Source organism: Streptococcus sp. (assembly GCF_041802885.1).
In the GTDB taxonomy this organism is placed as follows: Bacteria; Bacillota; Bacilli; order Lactobacillales; family Streptococcaceae; genus Streptococcus.
Genome location: NZ_JBHCHN010000051.1, coordinates 21,257 through 46,167 on the forward strand (window position 1 = coordinate 21,257; position 24,911 = coordinate 46,167).

Below are 24,911 nucleotides of genomic sequence, written 5' to 3' on the forward strand. Positions count from 1 at the left end.
GAAGTCATGTCTTATATCACAAGCAAAAATCAATACATAACAGTCGCGGGCCAGCAGATTGCCTACCGTGAACTGGGCAAGGGTAAGTCCAAACTGCCCCTGGTCATGCTGGTCCACTTGGCCGCAACCCTGGACAACTGGGATCCAAAATTGCTAGACTTACTGGCTGAAAAAGAGCACATTATCGTCCTAGACCTGCCTGGCGTCGGAGCCAGTCAGGGCAAGGTAGCTCCTACTATTCCAGGAATGGCAGAGCAGGCTATTGCCATTATCAAGGCCTTGGGCCATGAGAAAATCAACTTGCTCGGTCTTTCTATGGGTGGTTTTATCGCCCAAGAAATCGTTCGTCTTGATAGCCAAATGGTTAACCGCTTGATTCTAGCAGGAACTGGTCCTCGTGGCGGTCTTGAAGTCGATAAGGTGACAGGAAAAACCTTCCGCTACATGCTGAAGGCTGGTCTCGAGCGTGTGGATCCCAAACGCTACATCTTCTACAATCACGATGAAGTGGGGCGCCTGGAAGCTGAAAAAGTTTTGGGTCGTATGGGTCAAAGAAGGCCTGCGGATGCAGACAAGGACATGAATGTCCCAGGATTTTTGACCCAGCTGAAGGCTATCAAACGCTGGGGTAGAGAGCCTCAAGACGATATGGCCTTTATCACGCAACCAACGCTAATCGTCAACGGAGACAAGGATATGCAAGTTCCAACTGAAAATTCCTATATCATGCATGAGAAAATCAAAAACAGTCAGCTTATCATTTATCAAAATGCAGGTCACGGCTCCATCTTCCAATACGCAGAAGAATTTTCAAAAGAGTTAGTCGCATTTGTGGAGGAATAGTCCCTGTTACTTTTGACGATACAAGGCCTGCAAGCTTCCTAAAATCACCCCAGCCTGTTCTTGAAAGAGTTGGTTGAGATACTTGTCTTCTTTTTCTTTTGCCTGTATAATAGTTTAAAAACAAAAGGAAATCAAATGAACACAAAAGATTTTTATTGGATTCGAGAACCCAAAAACTACCAGATTTCAGACCAGGAAATCAGAATCACCACCCAGGCCCATACGGACTTGTGGCAGAAGACCTACTACCACTTTGTCAATGACAATGCGCCCCTGCTCTTGATGGATACGGAGGAAGAGTATTTTTCCTTTACAGTCAAGACAGACTTTTCCAATAGTCATACCCGTTTTGACCAGTGTGGTGTCGTGGTCTATCAGGACTCGGAAAACTGGATCAAGGGCTCGATTGAATATGAAAATGAAGACTTTCAGCACTTGGGCAGCGTCGTGACCAATCATGGCTACTCCGACTGGGCCACTCAGGAAATTCCTGCCTCCGTCAAGTCCATTTATTACCGCTTGAGCCGCCGGGGCAGTGATTTTTGCATCGAAAACTCCAAGGATGGTGTCCATTTTGAGCAAATGCGGATCTGCCACCTGCATGAAGGCAGCGGTAAGATCCATTTCGGCATCTATGCCTGCTCGCCAGAAGACTCTTCCTTTGAAGCCGTCTTTTCGGAAATGAGCTTGACAGATTGCAAATGGCTGGCCCATGATGGCCAGCAACCAGATGAAAAATAGCCCCAAAGACTGAACAGGCGTTCGGTCTTTTCTTTCGGAAAAAAAGAGCTGAAAAGTAAGTTTGTCAATCAGTAAAGGCATATGCTACAATAATAAAAAACGTTTTTCGGAGGAAACATGAAAACAGGAACGGAAAAAAAGGTGGAGAACAGTTGGGCCTTTCGAGGCCGGGTCATCTGGCTCTTTACCAAGTACCAACTGCTCAGCAAGGGGCTTTTGGCCCTAGTCATCTATCCCTTGTATTCTCTTGCCATTGATACCTTTTTAGGGCTGTCGGGACGGACAGGGATTTCCAGTGGTGACTACCTATCCTTTCTCTTGAGTTTTCAGGGGCTTGGCTTTCTTTTGGCGACTTTGGTCCTGATGGTGGTCTTGATTGGCCTGGATATTAACACCTTTATTTTGACCAGTGCCCTGATAAAAGAAGGCAAGATTGAGATGACGGCAAGGCATATGCTCTGGCTGGGTTTGACCTCGCTCAAGTCACTCTTTAGTCCAGCAGGCCTCTTGCTCATGGTCTATGTGTCCCTGATTTTCCCGATCTTGGGCCTGGGTGTGACCATCGGTCCCATGAGGCAGTTTCAGATTCCCAACTTTATCACCTCGGTCATCTATGCCAACCCCCTCTACCTGTCCCTCTATGCAGGAGTTCTCTTGGTTTTGACCTACCTGAGCTACCGTTTTCTCTTCACCTTCCACTATGTCCTCGTTGAAGGGCAGGGCATTAGACAGGCGCTCACATCCTCTTTGGCCTTGACCAAGAAACAGGGACGGGCTCTGATTAAGCGCCTGATTGGGATTTTTGTGAAAAATGGCCTTCTCTACTTTGTGCCCCTCTTTATTGCTTTGATAGCCCTGCTTGTCTTTGTTTTGGTCAGTCAGGCAGAGCATACCAATCAAAGCCGTCTCTACCTCTTGTTTATCCTCCTTGCAGTCTTGGAAATTGTTAGTTTTCTGACCTTCCTCTTCCCGCCGATGATCATTTATCGGGTAACGGATGCCTTTTATGATTATGAAGAGGCTGAAGGTCGGACTCCTACGGTCACTCTTTCGACCAAGGCGAGCCAGTGGCGGGCAGATAGTTTGCCAAGCATTCGCCTCCGCACCAAGTTCTTGGTGACCAGCCTTCTCTTGCTCATCTTAGCAGGGAATTTTGGTCTGTCTTATCTGCTGGTTCAGGATTTTGACACAGTTTTTCGGGCCAATAGTGAGATTGAACTGGTTGCCCACCGTGGCGGAGGTGACTTGGGGGCTGAAAATACGATCGCAGGCATTTTAGCCGCTGCCGAGGAAGGTGTGGCCTGGTCGGAAATTGATATTCAACGGACCAAGGACGGCCACTATGTCCTCAATCACGATGGTGATTTTCAACGTGTTGCAGGCGATAGCCGCAGTTCCAGCGAGATGACCCTGGCTGAAATCAAGGAGTTGCAGGTTGCGGATGCCTTTGACAGCAGCCGGCCAGCCCAGCCTATTCCGACCATTGAGGAGGTGATCGAAGCCAGCAAGGGCAAGATTGGCCTCTTTATGGAGCTGAAAGGAAAAACAGCTGACAAGCAGATGGTGGATGATATGGTGGCCATGGTCAAGGCCTATGGTGTTGAAAAGGAAGTGGCTCTCCTGTCCTTGGATTACAGCCTGATTACCTACATTGAGGAAACCTATCCTGAGATGGTGTCTGGCTACCTCTATTATTTCTCTATCGGCCAGACAGGAGATTTCCAGGGCGACTATCTGATTATGGAAGAGGCAGAAGCCAGCTATGAGAAAGTTTCAGACCTAAAGGCCCAGGGCAAGAAAGTCATCGTCTGGACAGTCAATACAGAAGAATCCATCCAACGCTTTGTCAATTCAGAGGTTGACGGCATCATCACCGACTACGTTCTGGATGTCAAGGCTGGTATCAAGGCCCGTGATGAACGAACCGATTTTGAAGTCATTGTGGATGCGGTTCTGGGAGAATAGCCCTCTTAAGCTGGCTGCAGGATTGCAAGAAGATATTGGATGCGGAGCTGCCACCTGCACCAAGGTAGCGGTAAGATCCACTTCGGCATCTATGTCTGCTCACCAGAAGACTCTTCTTTTGAAGCCGTCTTTTCGGAAATGAGTTTGACAGACTGCAAATGGCTGGTCCACGATGGCCAGCAGCCAGATTAGAATTGAAAAAGTACACTAGGAAAAACATGCCTAGTGTACTTTCTTATATTTTATGAAATTCCAGACTATAAGACTGAAAATCACTAGTTGCAAACGGAATATGGATACCGGAATAGACCAACTCCGCTCCAGAAAATACCCTTCCGAATTGGTCCTTATAATGCACATTTGGGTCAAGATAGGGAATCTTGAGAATGGCATGGAATTGAGAGACCTTGAAGAGATTTCTAAAGGCAAATAGTTGATAGTGGGATTTATCTGGACTTTCAAACAGCCAGGCTGTCTGATTGCTGGTGAAGGGAGATTTCAGGCGGTAGAAACGGCCATTTTTTATAAGAAGAAGATCTCTAAACCAGTAGCAGTCGATACAATTATCCACTTTTTACAACCCTATCCCGATGCAGCCCCCTGAGATAGGGTTTTCCTTTTAAAAGAGGATGTAGATGGCACTGGAGTGTATCAAATCAAGTCAAAAGGGCCTGGTGTTGATGTTGATTGAGTAAAACAATCAAAAAGATACTGAAGTCCCTAAAAAAGCCTCCATCCAAATTGTCAAACACAACTGGATAGAGGCTTTTTCTTTTCTTAGATTCTTTGACCAGATTTTCCTTATGCTAAGCTTGAGCAGGTGGCCCTTTGCCAAGACAAGGCTCGGGTACAAACAGTTTCCCAAACTGCCTCGCTCTCTTGTTTCAAGGCTCGGGTACATGGTCACTTTCCAATTTCAAGGTGACCAGCTGAAACAGTCACTTCCCTGACTGTTTCACTCCCCAAACTGTTTGTATCCCCTAGAGCTATTGCCCTTTCTTGTTTTCGAGGGCAAGTTAAAAAGCTCCCCCGGAGCTTTTTAATCATCTGGTGTTAGGATCATCGGGATAATGATGGGTTCGCGTTCGGTTTTTTCATAGAGGAAGGGGCGCAGGGCATTGACAATGGCTCCGTTAACGCTTTGGATGCTGGCATCCTTGTTTTTGAGGGCGATGCGGATGGCATTGAAAAGAATCTGCTGGCTTTCTCGGATGAGCTGACCGGATTCGCGCATGTAGACGAAGCCACGACTCATAATGTCCGGACCTGCTAGAATCATTTGGGACTTGAAGTCAACGGTGGCTACGGCCAGGACAACCCCGTCTTCGGAGAGGTCTCTGCGGTCCTTGAGGACGGCAGCTCCGATTTCACCGATACGGTTGCCATCGACATAAATGTCTTGGGCGTTGAAATGTCCGGCAATGCGGGCGGTATTCTTGGTCAAAGCCAGAACATCGCCGTTCTCCATGATGAAAATATTTTCTTTTGGAACCCCTGTATCCACAGCTAGGCCGGCATGGATTTTCTGCATGCGGTACTCACCGTGGACAGGCATAAAGTATTTTGACTTGATGAGGCGAAGCATGAGTTTTTGCTCTTGCTGGCCTCCGTGTCCAGAGGTGTGGATGTTGTTGATTTTGCCGTGGATGACTTCCACACCAGCTTCAATCAGGATATTGATAATCTTGTTGACCCCAGTCGTATTTCCTGGGATGGGGCTGGAGGAGAAGATAACCGTATCGCCAGGCTGTAATTGGACTTGGCGGTGGGTTCCGTGGGCAATGCGGGAGAGGGCGGCCATGGGCTCGCCCTGGCTACCCGTACAGAGAATCAAAATTTCACTGGCAGGGTACTCCTTGATGGCATTTGGTTCGATGAAGGTATCCTTAGGAACCTTGATATAGCCTAGTTCGATACCGTTTACGATAGCCTTTTCCATAGAGCGGCCAAAGACAGCAATCTTGCGTCCGGTTTTCACCGCAGCATCCGCAGCCTGTTGGAGACGGAAGATATTGGAGGCAAAGGAGGCAAAGATGATGCGGCCATGGATGCCTTCGATGATTTTGGTAATGGATTGGCCAACGACTTTTTCTGAGTTGGTAAAAGTTGGGACCTCCGCATTGGTAGAGTCTGAGAGCAGGCAGAGGACGCCTTCTTCTCCCAAGGCAGCCATGCGGTGGAGGTCTGCCGGTTCACCAACTGGGGTAAAGTCAAACTTGAAGTCCCCGGTACAGACGATTTTTCCTTGTGGGGTATGGACCACCACACCCAGAGGTTCTGGGATGGAGTGGGTGGTGCGGAAAAAGCTGACCTTGAGCTGTTTGAAGGTCAATTCGGTATTGTGGTTGATTTCGTGAAGGGTGGCATCCCGAAGCAGGCCGTGCTCTTCTAATTTCCCGCGGATGAGGGCCAAAGCCAAGGGCCCAGCATAAATGGGAATATTGGCCTGTTTGAGGAGGAAGGGAATGCCTCCGATATGGTCTTCGTGGCCATGAGTGATGACCAGACCCTTGACACGGTCGAGATTGTCCACGATGTAGGAGTAGTCGGGAATGACATAATCAATACCCAGCAGGTCATCTTCGGGGAACTTGATACCCGCATCGACGATGATGATTTCGTCCTGATACTCGATGCCATAGGTGTTCTTTCCGATTTCTCCCAAACCACCGATGGCAAAAACGCCAACTTCCTTTGGTTTTAGATGAATAGATGACATGAATTAAAACTCCGTAATTGTAAAGTCAGCATGAGATTTCTCATACTCGAGGTGATTGTCTGATAGTAATTCGATAAATTCGATATTGTATTTGGTATTTTGTTCGACCAATTGGCGGGCAATGATACGGCCTTCCAATTCTGTGGCTGCATCCACTTCTAAATAGAGAGATTTTGTTTGCTCGCGGCGTGGAGATTGGTCCTTAGTCTCTTGGTAAAATACTTTGTAAATCATTGATTTCCTTTCTTCGGGCCCTATTTAACTATGAAAAAACAGCAAATAGGGTTTCTACTTGTTTTTTCTTATGCAGTTTTCTGGAGTTATGGTAGTGAAACGGGAAAGGCGACAGTTGCCTGCTGACCCACCCTGTTCACTCGATTTTCTATGAAACGTTGCAATTAAGATAATTATACCATAAAAGCCTCATTTGGTGAAGGGAAAACGCTGATGGAAATGTAAAATCCGAATGTTTTCAAGTTGTTTTCATATTCCTTGAGAGATCGGAAGCCTTGATTTGAAAAAAAGGCCCAGATAGCTTACAATAAGGAGAAGTATTGTCAAAGGAAAAAGCAAATGAAGATTTTAGCAATGGACAGCTCTAGCCAGGCCCTGGCAGTAGCTCTGCTGGATAAGGGCAGGCTAGTGGCAGAGCTGACGCTCAATATCAAGAAAAACCACAGTATCAGCCTCATGCCGACTGTTGATTTTTTGGTGGCCTCTGTTGGCTGGACGCCGGCTGATTTGGAGCGGATTGTGGTGGCCCAGGGGCCCGGTTCCTACACAGGTTTGCGGGTGGCGGTTGCGACAGCCAAAACTTTGGCCTATGCCCTCAAGATTGATCTGGTGGGAGTGTCCAGCCTCTATGCCCTAGCAGCAGCCTGTCCGGCAACAGGCTTAGTGGTGCCTCTGATGGATGCCCGTCGCAACCATGTCTATGCTGGCTTTTACGAAAAGGGTCAGGCACAAGCTCCTGATGCCCACATGGCCTTTCCAGAGGTCTTAGAAAAAGTGGCCTCCGCTCAGAAAGTGACCTTTGTTGGGGAAGTGGCTGCCTTCCGCAGTCAGATTGAGGAGGTCTTGCCCCAGGCGGAAATCTGTGAAAGTCTGCCATCTGCCTTTGAAATCGGAAAGTTGGGCCAGCATTTGCCAGCGGTGCCTGTCCATGCCTTTGTGCCCCATTATCTCAAACGGGTAGAGGCTGAGGAGAACTGGCTCAAGCAAAACGAGGCTGGTTCAGAAGCGGATTATATTAAGCGGGTATAAGATGAAGAAAGCAGAAGAAATATTGACCCTTCTGTCGGATGTCTATGGGGTCTCTCCCTGGAATCTGGAACAGATTGAGGCGGATTTGAAGCAGGCCAACACAGAGTATTTCTATCTCTATGACGATCAGACCTTGATTGGTTTTTTAGCCCTGCAAGACCTGGCTGGGGAGTTGGAAATCACTCAGCTGGCAGTGAAAAAGGCCTATCAGGGTCAGGGTTTGGCCAATCGGCTCATGGGGTTTTTGGCAGACAGACCAGAAAGGCTTTTTTTGGAGGTGCGGGTCAGCAACCAGGTAGCCAAGGCCCTCTATGAAAAGTACGGCTTTCAGCCAGTCGGCCAGCGCAAGAACTATTACCAAAATCCTGTCGAAGATGCCATTTTGATGGCCAGAGAGGGGAAAGAGAATGTGTGAAGAAATGAAAGATCGATATATATTGGCCATTGAGTCCTCCTGTGATGAGACCAGTGTGGCTGTTTTGAAGAATGACAAGGAATTGCTCAGCAATATTATTGCCAGTCAGGTGGAGAGCCACAAGCGCTTTGGCGGGGTGGTACCCGAAGTGGCCAGCCGCCACCATGTGGAGGTGGTGACCCTCTGCATTGAGGATGCCCTCAAGGAAGCTGGGATTGTGGCCCAGGACTTGGATGCCGTGGCGGTGACCTACGGGCCAGGTCTGGTCGGGGCTCTTCTGGTGGGCATGTCTGCTGCCAAGGCCTTTGCCTGGGCCCAAGGCCTGCCTCTGATTCCTGTCAACCATATGGCAGGACACCTGATGGCGGCGCGTGAAGTCAAGGAGCTGACCTATCCCCTCATGGCCCTCTTGGTATCAGGTGGCCATACCGAATTGGTCTATGTACCAGCAGCGGGGGTCTACCAAATTATCGGTGAAACGCGGGATGATGCGGTTGGCGAAGCCTATGATAAGGTAGGTCGTGTCATGGGCTTGACCTATCCTGCTGGCCGGGAGATTGATCAGCTGGCCCATCAAGGGCAGGATGTCTACGATTTCCCTCGCGCCATGATTAAGGATGACAATCTGGAATTTTCCTTTTCGGGCCTCAAGTCGGCCTTTATCAACCTGCACCACAATGCCCAGCAAAAGGGGGAGGAGCTGGTCCTAGAAGACCTCTGTGCCTCCTTCCAGGCGGCGGTCATGGATATTCTCCTAGTCAAGACAAAGAAAGCTTTGGAAAAGTACTCTGTTGAGACCCTGGTTGTGGCCGGCGGGGTCGCAGCCAATCAAGGCCTGCGGGAGCGGTTGGCTGAGGAAATAAGGGATGTAGAGGTTATCATCCCACCCTTACGCCTCTGTGGAGACAATGCCGGTATGATTGCCCTAGCTGCCGCCATCGAGTATGAAAAAGGGAACTTTGCTAGCCTAGATCTCAATGCCAAACCAAGTTTAGTTTTTGAGGCGATGGAGTAAGAAATGAAAACAGCTTTACTATTAATTGATGTCCAAAAGGGCTTTCAGAAAGAAGGTTGGGGGCAGCGAAACCATCCTCAAGCGGAGGAGAAGATGATCCTTGTTTTAGATCATTTTCGGCAGACCCAACAGGAAGTGATCCATGTTCGCCATCGGTCACAGTTGCCGCAAGGTTCCTTTTATAAGGAATCTGGCCGTCAATTTATGGAGGGTTTTGAACCCTTATCGGGAGAAACTGTCTTTGAAAAGACGGTCAATAGCGCCTTTATCGGAACGCAATTGGAGGACTATTTACGGAATCAAAAGATTTCTAACCTGGTTATTGCAGGTCTAACCTTGCCTCATTGTGTTTCCACCACTGTTCGGATGGCCGCTAATTTGGGTTTTGAGGTTATTTTACTTTCGGACGGAACTGCGACCTTTGCCCTGCCAGACTTATCTGGTAAGCTCATTGAGCCTGAGCTGCTTCACCAAATCCACCTTGCGACACTTCAAGATGAATTTGCTGAAATCATGTCAACAGATGATTACTTAAAGAGTGCAATGGACTCATCGTCTAATCTTTAAGCGCAAGAAAGTCTCCTGGCAACATGTCAGGAGTCTCTTTTTTATGATATAATGTAAGAATATTTTGAATCTTGCGAAAGGGAGTTTATGACAGAAAAAGGATTTTGGGATGGGGTTCGGGCTGCGACTCCAACTGTCTTTGGTTATTTGTCCATCGGTCTGGCCTTTGGCATCGTGGCCGCCAAGTCTGGGGTCAGTCCGTTGGAAACAGGGCTCATGAGTCTCTTGGTCTACTCAGGTTCGGGCCAGTTTGCCCTCTGCGCCTTGATTTTGGCCCAGGCTCCTCTGACATCGATCGCTCTGACGGTCTTTTTGATCAATCTCAGGCACTTTCTGATGAACCTTCATACCTCGACCATCTTTTCGAGGGCCAGTTTGGCCGAACAGGTCCTTATCGGGACCTTTATGACCGACGAGAGCTATGGGGTACTTTTGGGGGAACATATCCACCACAAGGAAATCTTGCCAGTCTGGATGTATGGCAATAACTTTGCTGGTTATGTGACCTGGTTTTTGGCCTCAGTGACGGGTGCCTTGGTGGGTGGCTTGATACCAAACCCCCATGCCTTTGGCATTGATTTTGCCCTGATTGCCATGTTTGTGGCCATTTTTGCCAGTCAGCTGCAGGGGATGCTGCAAAAGATTGCCTTGAAGAAAATTACCTGGATTTTGCTAGTGGTCTTGCTGGCCTATGTCGGTTTTTCTAGGTTTATTTCGACCTCTTTAGCGGTCTTGGTTGCGACTCTATTAGGATGTTTGACGGGGGTGGTATTGGATGATTGATCAGTATATTTTAGGAGCTATTTTGGTGTCCACAGTGGTCACCTGGGTGCCGCGGGTCTTACCCTACGGCCTGGTCCGTCTAGCAGAGCTGCCTGACAAGGTGGTCAAGTTTCTGGGTTTTCTGCCTCTGACCATTATCTTTGCCCTGATTTTGTCCAGTGTCTTTCCGGGTCAAATCGGTGGCTGGCCTCAGGTCCAATGGATTGAACTAACTGCGGTGGTGCCGACCTTTTTGGTTCTTGGCAAAACCAGGAATGTCATGCTGGCGGTCTTGGCCGGCGTTCTCTGTGTAGCTTTTCTGCGCTATTTATTTTAAGAAACCAGAGTTTGGGACAAAAGTAGTTCCAAACTCTTTTATACTTGTTTTAGGTACTTATAACGCAGTGGTTGAGTGGGCTCTAATGCGCTGATAAATCAGCTTTTACAGCCCTACTCAACTGTGCGGAGGTGGGACAACGAAATCGAATTTCTTCGAAATTACCGATTTCTGTCCCGCTCTCTTTTTTTGCGTCATTTTACAAAAACTTTACAAAAAGATGGTAATAGATTTGATAATTGCTGTCTATAATGGGGTCTGTAATTCACAAAAATTGAGGAGTTCATCATGAAAAAAATTTCAACCCTATCTAAGTTTGCCTTGGTTGGCCTTGCTAGTCTTTCCTTTTTGACAGCCTGTGGAGGTTCGTCTGACAGTAGCAGCCAGGGCAGCACCATCAATGTGGTGTCCCGTGAAGAAGGGTCTGGAACCCGCGGTGCCTTCATCGAGCTCTTTGGGGTTCAGGAAAAGAATGCGGATGGCGAAAAGGTTGATTTGACAACTAATACAGCCATTGTCACCAACTCTACGGCTGTCATGCTGACAACAGTGGGTGGTGATGCCAATGCCATCGGTTATGCTTCGCTAGGTTCTCTGGATGATACCAATAAAATCTTGCAAATCGACGGTGTGGATGCGACAGTAGAAAACATCAAGGATGGCAGCTATAAGATTTCCCGTCCTTTCAATATTGTCACTCAGGATGGTTTGAGCGATGCGGCCCAAGACTTTGTCAACTTCATCCTCAGCAGCGATGGTCAGGCCGTGGTTGAAAATAGTGGCTATATTCCATTGGACAATGCTCCAGCCTACACAGCTCAGGCAGATAAGGGCAAGATTGTAGTCTCAGGTTCTAGTTCCGTTACTCCAGTGATGGAAAAACTCAAGGAAGCCTATAACAAGGTCAATGCAAATGTAGAAGTGGAAATCCAGCAGAGTGATTCCACAACAGGAATCCTCAATGCCATCGAGGGAACTGCTGACATTGGCATGGCTTCCCGTGCTCTGGAAGATGCTGAATTGTCCCAAGGGGTAACAGAGACAGTGATTGCCCTGGATGGTATTGGCGTGATTGTCAATAAGGAAAATGCGCTGACTGGTTTGACCAGCGAGCAAGTAAAAGCTATTTATACTGGTGAGATTACAAGCTGGGATGATCTTTCCAAGTAAGAGGTTATGAATGAATCATAAAAAAGAAATGTTGATGCAAGCGGTATTCTTTCTTACCGCCTGCATTTCTATTCAATCGGTCTTACTCATCTGTATTTTCCTCTTTATGAATGGTTTACCGGCCATTCAGGAAATCGGTTGGGGGAATTTTCTCTTTGGGACAGTTTGGCGGCCTGCCAATAATCTCTTTGGTATCTTTCCCATGATTATTGGCTCCCTCTATGTGACGGCAGGAGCCTTGGTCACTGGGGTGCCGATTGGGATTTTGACAGCTGTCTTCATGGCCCACTTTTGCCCAGAAAAATGGTACCGCCCGCTTAAGGCGGCCATTAACTTGATGGCCGGGATTCCTTCCGTTGTCTATGGTTTCTTTGGTCTGGTGGTCTTGGTTCCCTTTGTTCGGGACAATATCGGTGGCTTTGGGATGGGGGTCTTGACGGCCTCTGTCTTGCTGGGCCTCATGATTTTGCCGACCATTATCAGTGTGTCGGAAGCGGCCATTCGGGCGGTTCCCAGTTCCTACTATGAGGGCGGTTTGGCCCTAGGTGCCTCCCATGAGCGCAGTATCTTTTTTGCGGTCCTGCCAGCAGCCAAGCGGGGCATTTTAGCAGCGGTCATTCTGGGTATTGGTCGGGCCATCGGTGAGACCATGGCGGTTATCATGGTGGCTGGGAATCAGGCTATTTTGCCGACCTCCCTCACATCTGGTGTCCGCACCTTGACCACTAATATCGTTATGGAAATGGGCTATTCGAGTGGACTGCATCGAGAGGCTTTGATCGGGACAGCAGTGGTTCTCTTTATCTTTGTCCTGCTCATCAATAGCAGCTTTTCACTCTTGCATAAAGAGGAGTAGGTATGGAAAATATCAATCAACGGACCTGGAAGCAGGAATGGCAGTCCAGGCGTAAGAATCCCTTGTCTTTTGTTCTGTACCTGCTGGTTTGCGGTGCAGCCTTGGCAACCTTTTTGGGGATTCTCTTTATCGTAGGCTATATCCTGGTCAAGGGGATTCCCCATCTCAGTCCTAGTCTTTTCGAGTGGACCTATGACAGTCAGAATGTCTCCCTCTTGCCAGCCCTGATCAACACCATCTATATGACTATTTTAGCTCTGGCGATGGCGGTTCCGATTGGGATTGGGTCCTCCATTTACTTGACAGAGTACGCAAGGCGGGATCACTTCTTTGTACGGGTTATTCGGATTGCGACAGAGACTCTGGCAGGGATTCCCTCCATCATCTACGGTCTCTTTGGCGCCCTCTTCTTTGTGAAATTTGCGGGTATGGGCCTGTCCTTGCTATCAGGGGCAGTAACCTTGAGTATCATGATTTTGCCCCTGATTATGCGGACAACAGAAGAAGCTCTGCTCTCTGTGCCAGATGGCTACCGTGAGGGAGCCTTTGCCCTGGGGGCAGGGAAAATCAGAACCATCGGTTGGATCGTTCTGCCCAGCGCCCTACCTGGTATCTTTTCGGGGGTCATTTTGGCCATCGGTCGGATTGTGGGGGAATCAGCAGCTTTGATCTTTACCGCCGGAACGGTGGCAGAAGTGGCCAAGAATCTCTTTAGCTCGACCAGAACTCTGGCGGTGCATATGTATGCCATTTCAGGCGAAGGGCTCTATGTCAATCAGACCTACGCGACAGCCGTGGTCCTCTTAGTATTAGTTATCGTCATCAACCTGATTTCGGAGTTGATTGCAAGACGGTTAGGAAGTGAAAGTAGCGATGAGTAAATTAACCATCAGTGATTTAAACCTCTATTATGGTGATTTTCATGCCCTGAAAGATATCAATCTGGATATCGCGGCCAATGAAATCACGGCCTTTATCGGCCCTTCTGGATGTGGCAAGTCTACTCTTTTGAAGAGTTTGAACCGCATGAATGACCTGGTGAGAAACTGCCAAATTACCGGCAAGGTGGAATTGGACCAAGAGGATGTTTATCGGGATATGGATATCAACCTGCTCCGCAAGAAAGTGGGTATGGTTTTTCAGAAACCCAATCCCTTCCCAATGAGCATCTATGACAATGTGGCCTTTGGACCACGGACCCACGGGATTCATAACAAGGCCCAGTTGGATGAGATTGTGGAGCGCTCCCTCAAGCAGGCAGCCATTTGGGATGAGGTCAAGGACCGCCTGAACAAATCAGCCCTGGGCATGTCAGGTGGTCAGCAGCAGCGGCTCTGTATCGCCAGAGCCTTGGCCATCGAGCCAGATATCCTTCTCATGGACGAGCCGACCAGTGCCTTGGACCCGATTTCAACCGCTAAAATTGAGGAATTGGTTATCGAACTCAAGTCCAAATACACCATCGTTATCGTGACCCACAATATGCAGCAGGCTGTTCGGATTTCCGACAAGACGGCCTTCTTCCTCCTGGGAGAAATTGTGGAGTACAACAAGACCAGCCAGCTCTTTTCATTGCCACAAGATGAACGGACCGAAAAATACATCACAGGGAGATTCGGATGATTCGCTCAAGATTTGAACACCAACTGCACGATTTGAATACCAATTTGATTGTCATGGGAACCCTCTGCGAGGACATCATTTCCAAGTCTCTGGTCCCGCTGGAAGAGGATGATTTCTACCTGGTCAACAATGTCAGCAAAACCTTTCAAAAGATTGAACAGCTGGAGCGAGACATTGAAGAGCAGTGTTTGAAATTGCTCTTGCGTCAGCAGCCTGTTGCCAAGGATTTGCGTCGGATTTCAGCGGCCCTCAAGATGGTCTACGACATGAAGCGAATCGGTGCTCAATCAGCTGAGATTGCTGAAATCATCGCCCTCAACCATATCCAGTCGGGGCAAGAACTGCTGGTTTTACGGGATATGGCTAGCCACGTTATCCAGATGGTGACGGACAGTATCGATGCCTTTGTCCATGAAGATGAGGATTTGGCCCAAAAAGTGATTGCAAAAGATGACTATGTGGACCAACAATTTGATACAATAAAGGTAGAATTGATCCGCTATTTTTCAGAAGCCGCTGCATCAGCTGATGCCACCAGCGATGGGGAGCATGTCTTGGACATCCTCATGGTGGCTAAGTACCTGGAGCGGATCGGCGATCATACGGTGAATATTGCCAAATGGGTGATTTTCTCAATCACAGGACAATTGGATGGAGAAACAACATGATTTATTGCGTGGAAGATGATGATGACATTCGTGAGCTCATGCTCTATACGCTGCGAACAACAGGCTACGAGGCCCAGGGGTTTGCGGACGGAGAGAGTTTTTGGGAGGTTGTCAGTCAAAAACCTGCCGACTTGATTCTACTGGATATTATGTTGCCAGGAGAGGATGGCATCCATCTTTTGGCGCGCCTGCGGTCAGATAGCCGCACCATGGAGATTCCCGTCATTATGGCGACCGCCAAGGGGACAGAGTTTGACAAGGTCAAGGGCCTGGACATGGGAGCGGATGATTATCTGGTCAAGCCCTTCGGGATGATGGAGATGATTTCCCGCATCAAGGCAGTCCTGCGAAGGACCAGAGACAAGGCCAGACCTAACCTGGTGACCTTTGGAGACCTGACCCTGGAGCCCCAACGCTACTCCCTTTATCATCAAGGGGAAAGGGTCCTTTTGACCCTCAAGGAGTTCGATCTCCTTTCCTTGCTCATGCTCCATCCTGACCGAGTTTTTACCCGGCAGGAATTGCTGGACAAGGTCTGGGGAACGCAGTTTTTTGGGGAAACCAGAACCGTGGATGTCCATATTGGCACCCTGCGGACCAAGCTAGGGGCCTGTGGTGACTATATCAAGACCATCCGAGGAGTCGGCTACCGTATGGAGGAACCGCATGATTAAAAAGATATTTCGTTCGACCCTACTAGCCAATTTCCTAGTTCTGTTGGCCAGCTTGGCTCTGATTATGGGGGCCCTCTATCGCTATTTTACCCAAGTGCAGATGGAGCAGCTTCAGACCCAGACGGATCTTGCAGCCAAGGGGATTTCGGCAGAAGGGATGGACTATTTTGACGGTTTGAAAACCGCCAGCACCCGCATCACCTGGGTGGACAATACAGGACAAGTCCTCTACGATACCGCCTACGATGCCCAGACTATGGAAAACCATGGGGACCGGCAGGAAATCAAGGATGCCATAGAAACCGGCTACGGAGAAAGCAGTCGCTATTCTTCCACCCTGACCCAGACCTCCCTCTACATCGCGCAGCGGCTGGACAACGGGACGGTGGTCCGGCTATCTGTGACCCAGCATAGCATTTTCCTCCTCCTGCTGGGACTGCTGCCAACCCTGCTCCTCATCGTCTTAGTGGTAATAGGGCTCTCTGTTCTCACTGCCAAATACACGGCCAAACGCCTAGTCCAACCCCTCAATCAGTTGGACTTGGATGCTCCCTTGGAAAATCCAGCCTATGAAGAGATTTCCCCTCTTCTGAGACGGATTGACCACCAGCAAAAGGAACTGGGCCTCCAGGAACAATTATTGCTCCAACGTAAAGGCGAGTTTGACACCATCATTTCCAAGATTCGTGAAGGGATGATCTTGCTGGACAAAAATGGGCAAATTATCAGCATGAATCCTGCTGCCCAAAGCCTGCTCCAGACAGATGAAAGCTCCATCGGTAAGGAGATTTTGGAGTTGGTCCGCAACCTCCAGCTGCATCAGCTCATTGAGGAAGGAGTAGCGGGACGAAAAGGTGACACCATCTTTAATGTGGATCAGACCACCTATAAGGTCCTGGCCCGTCCTGTTATTTCAGAAGATCAGTTGACTGGTATGGTCCTCCTCTTCTTTGATGTGACCGACCAGTGGCAGGCGGAGCAGATGCGCAGAGAGTTTACGGCCAATGTCTCTCATGAGCTCAAGACGCCCCTCCATATCATTTCGGGCTATTCTGAGATGCTGCGCAATCAACTGGTGTCCGAAGAGGATGTCCAGGTCTTTGCCCAAAAAATCTACACCGAATCCCAGCGCATGGTCCAGCTGGTGGAAGACATTATCCACCTATCCTTGCTGGATGAGTCTCCACAAATTGCCATGGAGGATCTGGATCTCCACCAGTTGGCCCAAGAAAGCCTGGAGAGTCTATCAGGTAAGGCCAGTCAGAAGCAGATTGCCCTGCATTTGAAGGGAGAAGAGGCTCAGATTCGAGGCAATCGAGCCCTACTGTCATCGGTGATTTACAACCTTTGTGACAATGCCATTACCTACAATCAACCAAAGGGGGATGTTTTTGTCACCATCCGCCAGATGGATAAAAACACCATCCTCGAGGTTCGGGATACAGGAATCGGCATTCCCAAGGATGAAGGCGAACGGATCTTTGAACGCTTTTACCGGGTGGACAAAAGCCGCTCCAAAAAAGTGGGTGGAACCGGCCTAGGACTCTCCATCGTCAAACATGCCCTCAAGTGCCACGGAGCCAGCATCCAAGTGGACAGCCAAATTGGTCAGGGTACCCGCATGATTGTCACCTTTCCAGTGGAAAAATAAGATATGCACAAAAAACCAGCTCAGGCTGGTTTTTTGTATTGTAGTCTTCCTGCTAGCAGTCCTATTGAAATCCGAACATTTTCCAAAAAAACCTTGATTTTCTAGGGAATGTTTTGTATGATGGTTTTAGTACAAAACAATTCAGGAGACTTTCATGAAACTGCAGGTTGCATCTATCTCTAAAAAATTTGACCAAAAAATCATTTTTGATCAAGCAAGTTTTACTTTTAAAAAGGGGAAAATCTATGGCCTTCTGGGGCGAAATGGTTCTGGTAAGACCACTTTTTTCAACTGTATCGCTAAAAACCTCAAACTGGATGAGGGGCAGATTCAGCTGTTAGAAGAGGATGAGGCCAGAAACTACGACAATACGGAAATTGGCTTTACTCAGACCTATCCGCAACTGCCGGCCTTTATGACGGCCTATGAATTTATCCGTTTTTACATGGATATCCACAGGGGACAGATTAAGGATACTCGAAAGCCAGAGGACTGGCTCACTCTGGTGGGCATAAAGGAAGAGGACCAGCATCGCCTGCTCAAGGATTTTTCTCATGGTATGCAAAACAAGGTCCAGATGCTCCTGTCCTTGGTGGTCCAGCCCCCTGTCCTCCTTTTGGATGAACCCCTGACCTCCTTTGATCCAGTGGCAGCCCTGGAGTTTAAGCAGCTGATACGTGAGGCCAAAAAGGACTCCGTCATCATCTTTTCCACCCATATCCTCCAGCTGGCCCAGGATCTCTGTGACGAGATTGTCCTTCTCCACCATCAGCGCTTCCAGGCCATCCCTTCTGAAAAGCTCCATGATGCCGATTTCGAGCAGGAAATCGTGGCCATCCTAAGCGACAGAGAGGAGGTCTAATATGAGGGAGATTTTCCGCTATGCCTGGTTTCAAGAACTCCATGGTCTTTACAAATCAGTCAATGGTTTCTTTTATTACCTACGAAAAATCCCCTTTTTGGGAAAGCACATCCCTGACACCATTTATCAATCTTATGGCTTTAAAAAGGTTCTTTTTTGGATTTTGGGCATAGCCAAGATTCCCTTGCGTGTATTCGGAAAGTTTCTCTGGCTGGCCGTCTATGTTTTTCTTGGAAATCTTGGTATCAACCTGGTTCAAGTTAGGAGTTCCTTATGGACCTGGAACCCCCAGGCCTTTCTGCTTGGCTTTCTCCTCTGGGTTGTTGTCGTAGGCATGACCTTTCACTGTGGCAAGGCCATGGAAAGGGTCATCGCCAAACCGGAACGGGACTTTGTTCAGAATTTTGGCCTATCTTGGGCGACCTACCTGCAAAAGCAGGCCCTGGTCAAGCCCATTCTTATTACCCTCTTTTACATTCCTGCCCTCGTCACCTTCAGTTTCTTGGCGGGAAACTTCTGGTATTTCCTAGTCGGACTGACCGCCATCCTAAGCTGGGACCTGGCTGGTTCAGCCCTGCAGCTAGCCTCTTTTCGGATGGGAAAGAAGCTCCTGATCGCCATGAGACTTGTCTGGTTTGTTGCCCTTGTCAGCCTCATCTTGGCCCTGGTCTATTTTTACCATCACTTGACTAGCCATGTGTTAATTGCTCTGTTTTTCTTGCAAATCCTGATTCTCCTTTCAGCCTATGGTGCCGTGCTGCGCTCCAGGGACATGGATGGGTTAATCGTCCATTTTATGGAAGAGTCTGCAGCTCTGGATAAGAAAATTTTTGACATGACGAGGGGCAATGAGTACACTCGGCAAGGCCTGGCCATGCAGAAAAAATTGACCCTGAAAAATGATAGGGACCTGAGCCACTTGTCAGGTATGACCTATATCAACGCCCTCCTATTTCAGCGCTATGGCAGTATTTTGAGCCGCAAATTTATGTGGCGAATGGCAGGCATTTTGCTCGTTTGGGCTGGCGGTCAGCTGGCTATGGGCTATTCTGGGGTTCAGCTTGGGAACAAGGAGTTACTGGCTGTCATGCCCTATCTTTTTATGGCTATGTATGCTCTGTCATTGGGCCGAGCCATTGCTCAGATGGTCTTTGTCAACTGTGATATTTCCATGCTGCATTACCCCTTTTATCGACAGGGGAAGAACATCCTGATGGGTTTTAATTACCGCTGGTTTCAATCCTTTAAGTACAATATTTGGTTCGGCCTGGGAATCTTTTTCCTCTTGCTAGGCTGGGGGAAATTTGGCTATTCACCGGACTTGATTGGCCTCTTGGCCCTGCTCCTTTTCAGTCTGACAGCCCTTCTATCCTTCCACGATCTTTTCATCTACTATGTCCTCCAACCCTTTACCAAGGACATGGAAGTCGTCAATCCTGTCTACAAGATCCTTAGCGGAGGATTGTACTGGGTTGCCTACTTCAACATGCAGTTTGACGACCTTAACAGCAGGCTCTATGTCTACATTGTTTCAGCTTTGCTCCTGCTCTATGTCGGCATCGGCTACCTGGTTCTCCTCAAATTAGCACCCAAAACCTTTGTCTTAAAACAGTAAAAACCAGCTCAGGCTGGTTTTTGTGGTATAATAAAAAAGGAGGTTCTTGTCATGAAAAAGGAAAACAACTATTGCTTGGGCTCTTGCTCTTCATCTTGCCTTTGGTTCTAATAGCTTGTTCGCAGACTAGTCAAAAAACGTATACCAATGGCAGAGACGAAGTGATCATTGCTTATAAAGGAGATACAGTTGAGACCGTTACTTTGAAGTCTATCCGAACTTATGAGGAACTGGGAGTGACTAGTAAGAAAGAAGCTCAACGCGTGATGGATAACATTGTAGCCCTTTTCAAGGAATACGATTTAGAATTTCAGCTGAAAACGGAAGTTACCGATAAGGATACTGCCTATATTTTAACAATAGATGCTGATGAAATGAATTCGTCAGAGTTTAAAAAGATGTACCTTCTTCCTGGGGTGGACGATTTTACAAGTTTGAAAGAAGTAGAAGAAACCCTCAAACAAGGTGGGTATGAAGAAAAGAAATAAAGAGGTTGGGCAAAAAGTCCATCCTCTCTACTTAGAGCTCGTGATAACATCTTGACGCAGTGGTTGATTGGCAGATTTGTTCGTGTTTTACACTCCAAATCTGACCTCTACGACTGACGCGAACAGAGTTCGCTTCATTTCCAACCTCAAAAGGTTCACTGAACCTTTTGAGCTGTGCGGGGGTGGGAGTAAAATAGTCCAGTGGACTATTTTAGCCCGAACCTGTCATTTTGGAAGTGAGGGGAACTCTTTTTTTGACCTGTCGAGTTCTGTCCCACTCCCTTTTATTCGGGCCTGGAAAGAGAGGTCTTTTGCCGGCCTGCTTCATCAAAGTTACTGTCTGCCAACCAGGTTTCCAGGGCATCTTTGCGGCTAGGCCACTCGCTGTCGAGCATGGAAAACCAGGCCGTGTCGCGGTTGCGTCCCTTATAAACCAGGGCCTGGCGGAAGGTTCCCTCGTATTGAAATCCCAGTCGGAGGGCAGCTCGGCAGGAGGCCTGGTTGAGCTGGTCGCATTTCCATTCATAGCGGCGGTAGCCTAAATCCTCAAAAACATAGTGCATGACCAAATATTGGGCTTCAGTCGCCTGACGGCTGCGTTGCAAATCGCTGGAATAAACCACCCAGCCCATTTCAAGTACCCGATTGGCCGCATCTATCCGCATGAGGGCAAAGGTTCCGACAGCCCGATTGCTGGCCTGATCCACAATGGCCAGGTAGTAGGGATCGCTTGATTGGACTATTTTTTCAAAAAATCCATGAAAATCCTCTCGGTTTTGGAAGGGCTCAATGGGCATGTAGGTCCAGTTCTGTTGAGGGGCATCTGGTCCGTAGATGGGGTAGAGGTCTGCCTCGTGTGACAGGGCTAGTTTCTCAATGCGGACCTTCTGGCCTGAAAGGACTTTAATCTCTGGCAGTGGCCCAGCTGTGAAAGAAGGGAGGGCCTGGCCAAGGGCTTGGCCAAATTCGTTGTAGGGCATTGCTTCTCCTTTAGTAATGGGGCATACCTGCCACCCAGCCTGTGCAGAGGCAGTAGGTGATGTTGAAGCCACCTGTGTGGGCATTGATGTCCAAAACTTCGCCTGCAAAGTGTAGGCCAGGGACCTTCTTGCTCTCCAGGGTCTTGGGATTGATTTCCCTGAGGTCGACGCCACCCTTGGTCACAAAGGACCTTGCCAAGGACATCTTGCCGGTGATTGGGATGGGCAGTTTTTTGAGCTTGTCTATCAAGGCTTGAGTCTGACTGGGGTTTAAGTGTTTGACCTTTTCTGGAAAATCGCTGGCCAGGAAATCAGCCACCCGCTCAGGGACCAGAGCCTTGAGGGTATTTTTGATGGATTTTTCCCGCTGCTGGGCCAAGTAGGCGGCCAGCTCCTCTGGGGACATCTGCGGTAAGAAATCCAACTCCGCCACCTCACCGCCTGATACAAAGCTAGACAAGCGCAGAGCAGCCGGTCCAGACAGACCAAAGTGGGTAAAGAGCAGGTCATGGGTGATGACATGCTTGCCATAGCGCAGGGTCACTTCATCTAAGGAGATTCCCTGAAGGGCCTTGTGGGGGAAGTCCGTCAAAATCGGGCTTTCTGCCGCCTCCAAGTCCGTCACTTCCATCTTGAAATGGCGGGCAATCTCATGGCCAAAGCCGGTGGAGCCAGTGGAAGGATAGGACTTTCCGCCCGTGGTGACAATCAGTTTGCCAGTGGCAAATTCCTGGTCTGCCGTCCGAACCCGAAAGAGGTCCTCTACCTTCTTGACCGAAACAACTTCTGTATCCGTACGAATGTCCACTCCCAGCTCCAGCATTTTCATTTCCAGGGCCTTGATGATGGTCTGGGAGCGGTCAGTAGTTGGAAAGACCCGTCCATGGTCTTCCACCTTGAGTTTGACCCCATTTTCCTCAAAAAAGCGGATAATATCATGGTTGTCAAACTGAGAGAAGACGCTGTACAGGAAACGGCCATTGCCAGGAATCCCCTCCAGCAGGTCTTCCAGACTGCCATTGTTGGTTACATTGCAGCGGCCACCCCCAGTACCAGCCAGTTTTTTGCCTAAACGGCGGTTTTTTTCCAGAAGCAGGGTCTTATTTCCATAAAAAGCCGAGGAAATAGCGGCCATCATGCCAGCAGGCCCCGCTCCAATAATAATGGTATCATATGATGTCATGCTCCCATTTTACCACAAATTTGACAGGGTTAGGTGGTTGTGGTAAGATTTTAATGATAGAAAACGTCAAGAAAATCAAGCGATTGAGGATAATATGGGAATTGAAAAAACAGTCAGCGAACTTGCTGAGATTTTGGGTGTCAGCCGACAGGCCATGAACAACCGTGTCAAGTCGCTCCCTGAAGAATTTGTCGAAAAAAATGACAAGGGTGTGACAGTGGTCAATCGTGCTGGCTTGGTCAAGTTAGAGGAGATTTACAAGACCACCATCTTTGAAGATGAACCTGTCAGCGAGGAAGTCAAGCAGCGGGAACTCATGGAGATCCTGGTCGATGAAAAGAATGCGGAAATCCTCCGCCTCTATGACCAGCTCAAGGCCAAGGACAAGCAGATTGCTGAAAAGGATGAGCAGCTGCGGGTCAAGGATGTGCAGATTTCTGAGAAGGACAAACAACTGGATCAGCAGCAGCAGCTAACGCTGAAAGCCATGGCAGACAAGGAAACCTTGAAGTTGGAATTGGACCAGGCCAAGGCCGAAGTAGAATCTACTCAGAACAAGGGCTTCTTTGCTCGATTATTTGGCAGATAGACTTGGGGCAACCCAAGTTTAACTTCTTGCTAAAATCAATAATTAGTGATAAAATACAAAAAAACAAAGGAGCAAATAGATGGGACTATTAGTAGATGGCCAGTGGGTAGACCAGTGGTATGATACCAAGAAGACAGGCGGCCGTTTTGTGCGGACCCAGACCCAGTTTCGCAGCTGGATTACAGCAGACGGCTCCGCAGGTCCGACAGGACAGGCAGGATATAAGGCAGAAGCCAATCGCTACCATCTCTATGTCTCTCTGGCCTGTCCCTGGGCCAGCCGGACCCTCATGATCCGGACCCTCAAGGGCTTGGAGGACATGATTTCTATCTCTGTCGTCCATCCCCTCATGCTGGAACATGGCTGGACCTTTGAGGAAGGGGAAGGGGTGATTGGTGACCCGATTTTCCAGGCCCGCTACCTCCATGAAATCTATACGGCTGTGAAACCTGACTATACAGGGCGCGTGACCGTTCCGGTTTTATTTGACAAAAAAACGAAGACCATTGTCAACAATGAGTCTTCGGAGATTATTCGGATACTCAACACCGCTTTTGATGACCTTGGAGCCAAGCCTGGGAACTATGTTCCAGACCAGTGGCTGGAAGAAATTGATGCCGTCAACGACTTTGTCTACCACCGCATCAATAACGGGGTCTACAAGGCAGGATTTGCCACCAAGCAGGAGGTCTATGAGGAAGAAGTGACTGCCCTCTTTGCAGCTCTGGACCAGGTGGAAGAGCGACTTGCAGGTCAGGACTACCTGGTAGGGAATCACTTGACCGAGGCAGATATCCGCCTCTTTACCACCCTGGTCCGCTTTGACGCTGTCTATTTTGGGCATTTCAAGTGCAACCTCAAGCCCCTGACCGCCTACCCCAACCTCTGGGCCTACACCAAGCGGATTTACCAGCTGCCTGGCATGGCCCAAACCGTCAACTTTGACCATATCAAGCGCCACTACTATGGCAGCCACAAAACCATCAATCCAACAGGAGTCATCCCCATGGGACCAACCCTGGATTGGGATTGATAAAATCGGAAATGACCTGGGCGTGTACTGACCCCAAAAAGTTAGACAAAAAATAATTAGTGAAAGGATTTAGTTCTGTACTGAACAGGACTAAGTCCTTTTAGTTTGGCTTTAATGCGATTGTTGTTGTAGTAAAAAATATAATCAGTGATGGCTTGTTCCAGTTGCTCCAGTGACTTGAAAGTCTTCTCAAATCCGTAAAACATCTCTGTTTTCAAGATACCAAAGAAAGACTCCATCATGCCATTATCCGTGCTGGTTCCTTTGCGAGACATAGACGGACGTATGCCTTTACTATCAAGAAAACGATGGTAAGCTTCATGCTGGTACTGCCAGCCTTGGTCACTATGGAGGATGGTATTTGGGTAAGCTGCTTCAGGAAAGACCTTCTCAAGCATAGACTTGACCTGCATGAGGTTGGGAGAGCGAGATAAGGTAAAATCAATAATTTCGCTGTTATAGCCATCCAGAACAGGCGATAGATAGAGTTTCTCAGAGGCATCTGGCAGAGCGAACTCGGTCACATCGGTATAACACTTCTCAAAAGGCTTCGCCCCCTCGAAGACCCTGTTAATCAGATTAGGAGCTTTCTTGCCCACATCACCCTTATAAGACTTGTATTTCTTCCGCTTACGGATGCGAGCTGACAAGCCCAGCACCTGCATCAGGCGTTGCACCTTTTTATGATTGATAACATAGCCACGGTTGCGCAGCTCCAGGTAAACCCTGCGATAGCCATAATTGCCCTTGTGTTCCCCAAAGATAGCTTGGATATCCGCTTTTAGTGCTTTGTCTTTGTCCTCTTTCGCCAGCTGTTTGAGCTGGTAATAGTAGGTGGCACGAGCTAACTGAGCTGTTGTAAGAAGAAGGTCTAGTCGGAAGCCTCCATTGA

Annotated in this window: 27 protein-coding genes and 1 pseudogene; 22 read left to right on the forward strand and 6 right to left on the reverse strand. The window is 48.5% G+C overall.

Annotated features, from left to right (window positions below; genetic code table 11):
* Positions 1–6: 6 nt before the first annotated feature.
* The 4 genes and pseudogenes from ACEYCN_RS06735 to ACEYCN_RS06750 form a co-directional block, all read left to right on the forward strand.
* Complete coding sequence (locus ACEYCN_RS06735; RefSeq protein ID WP_373713524.1) at positions 7–843, forward strand: alpha/beta fold hydrolase; 837 nt, start codon at positions 7–9, stop codon at positions 841–843.
* Between the two features lie 135 nt (positions 844–978).
* Positions 979–1,584, forward strand: coding sequence for a DUF1349 domain-containing protein (locus ACEYCN_RS06740; RefSeq protein WP_373713525.1), 606 nt, complete (start codon positions 979–981; stop codon positions 1,582–1,584).
* A gap of 117 nt (positions 1,585–1,701) precedes the next feature.
* Positions 1,702–3,549 carry a glycerophosphodiester phosphodiesterase family protein gene (locus ACEYCN_RS06745; RefSeq protein ID WP_373713526.1) on the forward strand — a complete coding sequence of 616 codons (1,848 nt, stop codon included), beginning with the start codon at positions 1,702–1,704 and terminating at the stop codon, positions 3,547–3,549.
* Between the two features lie 39 nt (positions 3,550–3,588).
* Positions 3,589–3,741: pseudogene (locus tag ACEYCN_RS06750) on the forward strand (DUF1349 domain-containing protein); the annotation flags it as partial.
* Positions 3,742–3,784: 43 nt separating this feature from the next.
* Here the strand turns inward: ACEYCN_RS06750 and ACEYCN_RS06755 are convergent.
* The 3 genes from ACEYCN_RS06755 to ACEYCN_RS06765 form a co-directional block, all read right to left on the reverse strand.
* Positions 3,785–4,120 carry a GH36 C-terminal domain-containing protein gene (locus ACEYCN_RS06755; RefSeq protein WP_373713527.1) on the reverse strand — a complete coding sequence of 112 codons (336 nt, stop codon included), beginning with the start codon at positions 4,118–4,120 and terminating at the stop codon, positions 3,785–3,787.
* 468 nt (positions 4,121–4,588) lie between these two features.
* Positions 4,589–6,268: a ribonuclease J1 gene (gene rnjA / locus ACEYCN_RS06760; RefSeq protein ID WP_373713528.1), complete on the reverse strand. Its 1,680-nt coding sequence runs from the start codon at positions 6,266–6,268 to the stop codon at positions 4,589–4,591.
* A gap of 3 nt (positions 6,269–6,271) precedes the next feature.
* Complete coding sequence (locus ACEYCN_RS06765; protein ID WP_373713529.1) at positions 6,272–6,502, reverse strand: DNA-dependent RNA polymerase subunit epsilon; 231 nt, start codon at positions 6,500–6,502, stop codon at positions 6,272–6,274.
* A 339-nt stretch (positions 6,503–6,841) separates the two neighbouring features.
* Between ACEYCN_RS06765 and tsaB the strand changes: the two genes are divergently transcribed.
* The 16 genes from tsaB to ACEYCN_RS06845 all read left to right on the forward strand — a co-directional run bounded on the left by tsaB (position 6,842) and on the right by ACEYCN_RS06845 (position 20,234).
* The gene (gene tsaB / locus ACEYCN_RS06770; RefSeq protein WP_373713530.1) at positions 6,842–7,531 is read left to right on the forward strand and encodes a tRNA (adenosine(37)-N6)-threonylcarbamoyltransferase complex dimerization subunit type 1 TsaB; all 690 of its coding nucleotides are present in this window, start codon (positions 6,842–6,844) and stop codon (positions 7,529–7,531) included.
* 1 nt (position 7,532) lies between these two features.
* The gene (gene rimI / locus ACEYCN_RS06775; protein ID WP_373713531.1) at positions 7,533–7,946 is read left to right on the forward strand and encodes a ribosomal protein S18-alanine N-acetyltransferase; all 414 of its coding nucleotides are present in this window, start codon (positions 7,533–7,535) and stop codon (positions 7,944–7,946) included.
* Positions 7,947–7,950: 4 nt separating this feature from the next.
* The gene (gene tsaD, locus ACEYCN_RS06780) at positions 7,951–8,961 is read left to right on the forward strand and encodes a tRNA (adenosine(37)-N6)-threonylcarbamoyltransferase complex transferase subunit TsaD (RefSeq protein ID WP_373713532.1); all 1,011 of its coding nucleotides are present in this window, start codon (positions 7,951–7,953) and stop codon (positions 8,959–8,961) included.
* A 3-nt stretch (positions 8,962–8,964) separates the two neighbouring features.
* Positions 8,965–9,528, forward strand: coding sequence for a cysteine hydrolase family protein (locus tag ACEYCN_RS06785; RefSeq protein ID WP_373713533.1), 564 nt, complete (start codon positions 8,965–8,967; stop codon positions 9,526–9,528).
* Between the two features lie 87 nt (positions 9,529–9,615).
* The gene (locus tag ACEYCN_RS06790) at positions 9,616–10,311 is read left to right on the forward strand and encodes an AzlC family ABC transporter permease (RefSeq protein ID WP_373713534.1); all 696 of its coding nucleotides are present in this window, start codon (positions 9,616–9,618) and stop codon (positions 10,309–10,311) included.
* On the forward strand, positions 10,304–10,627 hold the full coding sequence (locus ACEYCN_RS06795) for an AzlD domain-containing protein (protein WP_373713535.1): 324 nt from the start codon (positions 10,304–10,306) through the stop codon (positions 10,625–10,627). Before ACEYCN_RS06790 ends, ACEYCN_RS06795 begins: the two co-directional genes overlap by 8 nt.
* 288 nt (positions 10,628–10,915) lie before the next feature.
* The gene (locus ACEYCN_RS06800) at positions 10,916–11,797 is read left to right on the forward strand and encodes a substrate-binding domain-containing protein (RefSeq protein ID WP_373713536.1); all 882 of its coding nucleotides are present in this window, start codon (positions 10,916–10,918) and stop codon (positions 11,795–11,797) included.
* Between the two features lie 10 nt (positions 11,798–11,807).
* A complete protein-coding gene (gene pstC, locus ACEYCN_RS06805; RefSeq protein ID WP_373713537.1) occupies positions 11,808–12,653 on the forward strand; it encodes a phosphate ABC transporter permease subunit PstC in 846 nt (281 codons plus the stop codon).
* A 2-nt stretch (positions 12,654–12,655) separates the two neighbouring features.
* A complete protein-coding gene (gene pstA / locus ACEYCN_RS06810; protein WP_373713538.1) occupies positions 12,656–13,534 on the forward strand; it encodes a phosphate ABC transporter permease PstA in 879 nt (292 codons plus the stop codon).
* Positions 13,527–14,276 (forward strand): phosphate ABC transporter ATP-binding protein PstB, encoded by a 750-nt coding sequence (gene pstB, locus ACEYCN_RS06815; RefSeq protein WP_373713550.1) that lies wholly within the window; start codon positions 13,527–13,529, stop codon positions 14,274–14,276. The genes pstA and pstB overlap by 8 nt, the downstream gene beginning before the upstream one ends.
* Positions 14,273–14,944 carry a phosphate signaling complex protein PhoU gene (gene phoU / locus ACEYCN_RS06820; RefSeq protein WP_373713539.1) on the forward strand — a complete coding sequence of 224 codons (672 nt, stop codon included), beginning with the start codon at positions 14,273–14,275 and terminating at the stop codon, positions 14,942–14,944. The genes pstB and phoU overlap by 4 nt, the downstream gene beginning before the upstream one ends.
* The gene (locus tag ACEYCN_RS06825; RefSeq protein WP_373713540.1) at positions 14,941–15,618 is read left to right on the forward strand and encodes a winged helix-turn-helix domain-containing protein; all 678 of its coding nucleotides are present in this window, start codon (positions 14,941–14,943) and stop codon (positions 15,616–15,618) included. Before phoU ends, ACEYCN_RS06825 begins: the two co-directional genes overlap by 4 nt.
* On the forward strand, positions 15,611–17,269 hold the full coding sequence (locus ACEYCN_RS06830; RefSeq protein ID WP_373713541.1) for an ATP-binding protein: 1,659 nt from the start codon (positions 15,611–15,613) through the stop codon (positions 17,267–17,269). Before ACEYCN_RS06825 ends, ACEYCN_RS06830 begins: the two co-directional genes overlap by 8 nt.
* Before the next feature lie 154 nt (positions 17,270–17,423).
* Complete coding sequence (locus ACEYCN_RS06835; protein WP_373713542.1) at positions 17,424–18,131, forward strand: ATP-binding cassette domain-containing protein; 708 nt, start codon at positions 17,424–17,426, stop codon at positions 18,129–18,131.
* 1 nt (position 18,132) lies between these two features.
* Positions 18,133–19,746, forward strand: coding sequence for a hypothetical protein (locus tag ACEYCN_RS06840; protein WP_373713543.1), 1,614 nt, complete (start codon positions 18,133–18,135; stop codon positions 19,744–19,746).
* 71 nt (positions 19,747–19,817) lie between these two features.
* Positions 19,818–20,234 (forward strand): DUF1307 domain-containing protein, encoded by a 417-nt coding sequence (locus ACEYCN_RS06845; RefSeq protein ID WP_373713544.1) that lies wholly within the window; start codon positions 19,818–19,820, stop codon positions 20,232–20,234.
* Between the two features lie 284 nt (positions 20,235–20,518).
* Here the strand turns inward: ACEYCN_RS06845 and ACEYCN_RS06850 are convergent, their stop codons facing one another.
* On the reverse strand, positions 20,519–21,214 hold the full coding sequence (locus ACEYCN_RS06850; RefSeq protein WP_373713545.1) for a GNAT family N-acetyltransferase: 696 nt from the start codon (positions 21,212–21,214) through the stop codon (positions 20,519–20,521).
* Between the two features lie 10 nt (positions 21,215–21,224).
* Positions 21,225–22,397 carry an NAD(P)/FAD-dependent oxidoreductase gene (locus tag ACEYCN_RS06855; RefSeq protein WP_373713546.1) on the reverse strand — a complete coding sequence of 391 codons (1,173 nt, stop codon included), beginning with the start codon at positions 22,395–22,397 and terminating at the stop codon, positions 21,225–21,227.
* Positions 22,398–22,491: 94 nt separating this feature from the next.
* Between ACEYCN_RS06855 and ACEYCN_RS06860 the strand changes: the two genes are divergently transcribed.
* Both ACEYCN_RS06860 and ACEYCN_RS06865 read left to right on the forward strand, forming a co-directional pair.
* Positions 22,492–22,986 (forward strand): DUF536 domain-containing protein, encoded by a 495-nt coding sequence (locus tag ACEYCN_RS06860; RefSeq protein WP_373713547.1) that lies wholly within the window; start codon positions 22,492–22,494, stop codon positions 22,984–22,986.
* A 79-nt stretch (positions 22,987–23,065) separates the two neighbouring features.
* Positions 23,066–24,019, forward strand: a complete 954-nt coding sequence (locus ACEYCN_RS06865; protein ID WP_373713548.1) for a glutathione S-transferase family protein — start codon at positions 23,066–23,068, stop codon at positions 24,017–24,019.
* Positions 24,020–24,075: 56 nt separating this feature from the next.
* Here the strand turns inward: ACEYCN_RS06865 and ACEYCN_RS06870 are convergent.
* A partial coding sequence (locus ACEYCN_RS06870; RefSeq protein WP_373713549.1) for an IS3 family transposase occupies positions 24,076–24,911 on the reverse strand: 836 nt, incomplete at its 5' end.

Coding starts and splice junctions, on each gene's coding strand:
- ACEYCN_RS06735 (WP_373713524.1), top strand. CDS start 7: ATGTCTTATATCACAAGCAAAAATCAATACATAACAGTCGCGGGCCAG.
- ACEYCN_RS06740 (WP_373713525.1), top strand. CDS start 979: ATGAACACAAAAGATTTTTATTGGATTCGAGAACCCAAAAACTACCAG.
- ACEYCN_RS06745 (WP_373713526.1), top strand. CDS start 1,702: ATGAAAACAGGAACGGAAAAAAAGGTGGAGAACAGTTGGGCCTTTCGA.
- rnjA (WP_373713528.1), bottom strand. CDS start 6,268: ATGTCATCTATTCATCTAAAACCAAAGGAAGTTGGCGTTTTTGCCATC.
- ACEYCN_RS06765 (WP_373713529.1), bottom strand. CDS start 6,502: ATGATTTACAAAGTATTTTACCAAGAGACTAAGGACCAATCTCCACGC.
- tsaB (WP_373713530.1), top strand. CDS start 6,842: ATGAAGATTTTAGCAATGGACAGCTCTAGCCAGGCCCTGGCAGTAGCT.
- rimI (WP_373713531.1), top strand. CDS start 7,533: ATGAAGAAAGCAGAAGAAATATTGACCCTTCTGTCGGATGTCTATGGG.
- tsaD (WP_373713532.1), top strand. CDS start 7,951: ATGAAAGATCGATATATATTGGCCATTGAGTCCTCCTGTGATGAGACC.
- ACEYCN_RS06785 (WP_373713533.1), top strand. CDS start 8,965: ATGAAAACAGCTTTACTATTAATTGATGTCCAAAAGGGCTTTCAGAAA.
- ACEYCN_RS06790 (WP_373713534.1), top strand. CDS start 9,616: ATGACAGAAAAAGGATTTTGGGATGGGGTTCGGGCTGCGACTCCAACT.
- ACEYCN_RS06795 (WP_373713535.1), top strand. CDS start 10,304: ATGATTGATCAGTATATTTTAGGAGCTATTTTGGTGTCCACAGTGGTC.
- ACEYCN_RS06800 (WP_373713536.1), top strand. CDS start 10,916: ATGAAAAAAATTTCAACCCTATCTAAGTTTGCCTTGGTTGGCCTTGCT.
- pstC (WP_373713537.1), top strand. CDS start 11,808: ATGAATCATAAAAAAGAAATGTTGATGCAAGCGGTATTCTTTCTTACC.
- pstA (WP_373713538.1), top strand. CDS start 12,656: ATGGAAAATATCAATCAACGGACCTGGAAGCAGGAATGGCAGTCCAGG.
- pstB (WP_373713550.1), top strand. CDS start 13,527: ATGAGTAAATTAACCATCAGTGATTTAAACCTCTATTATGGTGATTTT.
- phoU (WP_373713539.1), top strand. CDS start 14,273: ATGATTCGCTCAAGATTTGAACACCAACTGCACGATTTGAATACCAAT.
- ACEYCN_RS06825 (WP_373713540.1), top strand. CDS start 14,941: ATGATTTATTGCGTGGAAGATGATGATGACATTCGTGAGCTCATGCTC.
- ACEYCN_RS06830 (WP_373713541.1), top strand. CDS start 15,611: ATGATTAAAAAGATATTTCGTTCGACCCTACTAGCCAATTTCCTAGTT.
- ACEYCN_RS06835 (WP_373713542.1), top strand. CDS start 17,424: ATGAAACTGCAGGTTGCATCTATCTCTAAAAAATTTGACCAAAAAATC.
- ACEYCN_RS06840 (WP_373713543.1), top strand. CDS start 18,133: ATGAGGGAGATTTTCCGCTATGCCTGGTTTCAAGAACTCCATGGTCTT.
- ACEYCN_RS06850 (WP_373713545.1), bottom strand. CDS start 21,214: ATGCCCTACAACGAATTTGGCCAAGCCCTTGGCCAGGCCCTCCCTTCT.
- ACEYCN_RS06855 (WP_373713546.1), bottom strand. CDS start 22,397: ATGACATCATATGATACCATTATTATTGGAGCGGGGCCTGCTGGCATG.
- ACEYCN_RS06860 (WP_373713547.1), top strand. CDS start 22,492: ATGGGAATTGAAAAAACAGTCAGCGAACTTGCTGAGATTTTGGGTGTC.
- ACEYCN_RS06865 (WP_373713548.1), top strand. CDS start 23,066: ATGGGACTATTAGTAGATGGCCAGTGGGTAGACCAGTGGTATGATACC.